Origin of the sequence: Sphingomonas sp. LH128 (assembly GCF_000293195.2) — a bacterium.
In the GTDB taxonomy this organism is placed as follows: Bacteria; Pseudomonadota; Alphaproteobacteria; order Sphingomonadales; family Sphingomonadaceae; genus Novosphingobium; species Novosphingobium resinovorum_A.
Genome location: NZ_ALVC01000407.1, coordinates 1 through 1,218, shown reverse-complemented (window position 1 = coordinate 1,218; position 1,218 = coordinate 1). Strand labels below are relative to the sequence as shown.

The 1,218-nt window shown below is 63.3% G+C and carries 1 protein-coding gene; it reads right to left on the bottom strand.

All coding sequences use genetic code 11. The annotated features are described in order from the left end of the window. Positions 1–334: 334 nt before the first annotated feature. Positions 335–1,218 (bottom strand): glycoside hydrolase family 3 C-terminal domain-containing protein (locus tag LH128_RS26805; RefSeq protein WP_008832835.1); only part of this gene is annotated, 884 nt, incomplete at its 5' end.

The following is a 1,218-nucleotide window of genomic DNA, read 5'->3' as shown; positions in this document are numbered from 1 at the left end:
GGGCGTTGCCCGCATCGACGTTGATCATGTTGCCGGTGGACTTGGCGGACTGGTCGCCCGCCAGGAAGTAAAACACCTCGGCAATGTCACCGGGCAGCCACACCGGCCACAGTGCCCGAGGCATCGCGTCACGCCGAAGTCGTCCCGCTCTAGCCCGGAGCTATACCCGGAGGAAATTTCCGTGTGGGCGCCACGATCGAAATACCGGTCTGGTGGCCACGGCAATCTCGCCCCGTTTCCATCCAAAAAATGGCGAAATACCCTGATCGCCTTGCGGCACGGCGTGCACTCGACCCTCCTGGGTTCGACCGCCCGTGAATGAAGTCAGGGCATACTATTGGGCCAGCGGCCGGTCCCGCCATTGTCGCGCGGGCAAATACAAGCTGACGGTGTCACCGAGCGCTTCGGCATTATCCCCGCTGGCGAAGACATAAGCGCCTTTCGGCATGGACCAGCCGCCGCCGCCCCAGTCCGCCAGCAATCGGGGATCGATGGCGATCTTCACCTTTACCGACCGGCCGGCGGCTATCTCGACACGTTGGAAGCCAACGAGGCGGCGCTTGGCCATTCCATTTCGACTGACGAGGTAGACCTGCGCGACGGTCGCGCCGCTTCGGCTCCCGGTATTCGTGACGGTGAGTGTCGCAGCATCGCCATTCACTTTCAGGTCGCCGGTTCGAAAGCGGGTGTAACTAAGTCCATAGCCGAACGGGAACAGCGCCTTATGTCCGTGAAGGGCATTCCAGCGGTAACCGACGTCGGAACCTTCGATGTCGTAGTTCACGGCAAGCTGCCGCTGCGACAGATCGGTGCCGGGCGTAATGTTGCCGTCCAGTTCGATGCCGTCCAGCCGGGGGCGGGGAAGTTCATCGACGCCGGAAGGAAACGTCATCGGCAGGCGCCCCGAGGGATTTACCTCTCCGAACAGCACCGATGCGATCGCCTCGCCGCCGGCCGCTCCCGGATACCACGCCTCGATTACCGCAGCGGCCTTTGCAAGCCAGGGCATCTGGACCGGACCACCGGTCTGGAGCACCACGATCGTGTTCGGATTGGCCTCGGCGACAGCGGCTATCAGCGCGTCCTGGCCATTGGGCAGGCCGAGGTCCGGGACATCCTTACCTTCAGTCATCCACTGCGTCGCGAACACGATCGCCACTTCGGACTGACGCGCGATTGCGACGGCGTTCGATATATAGCGGCTGGGGGGGGGGTGGA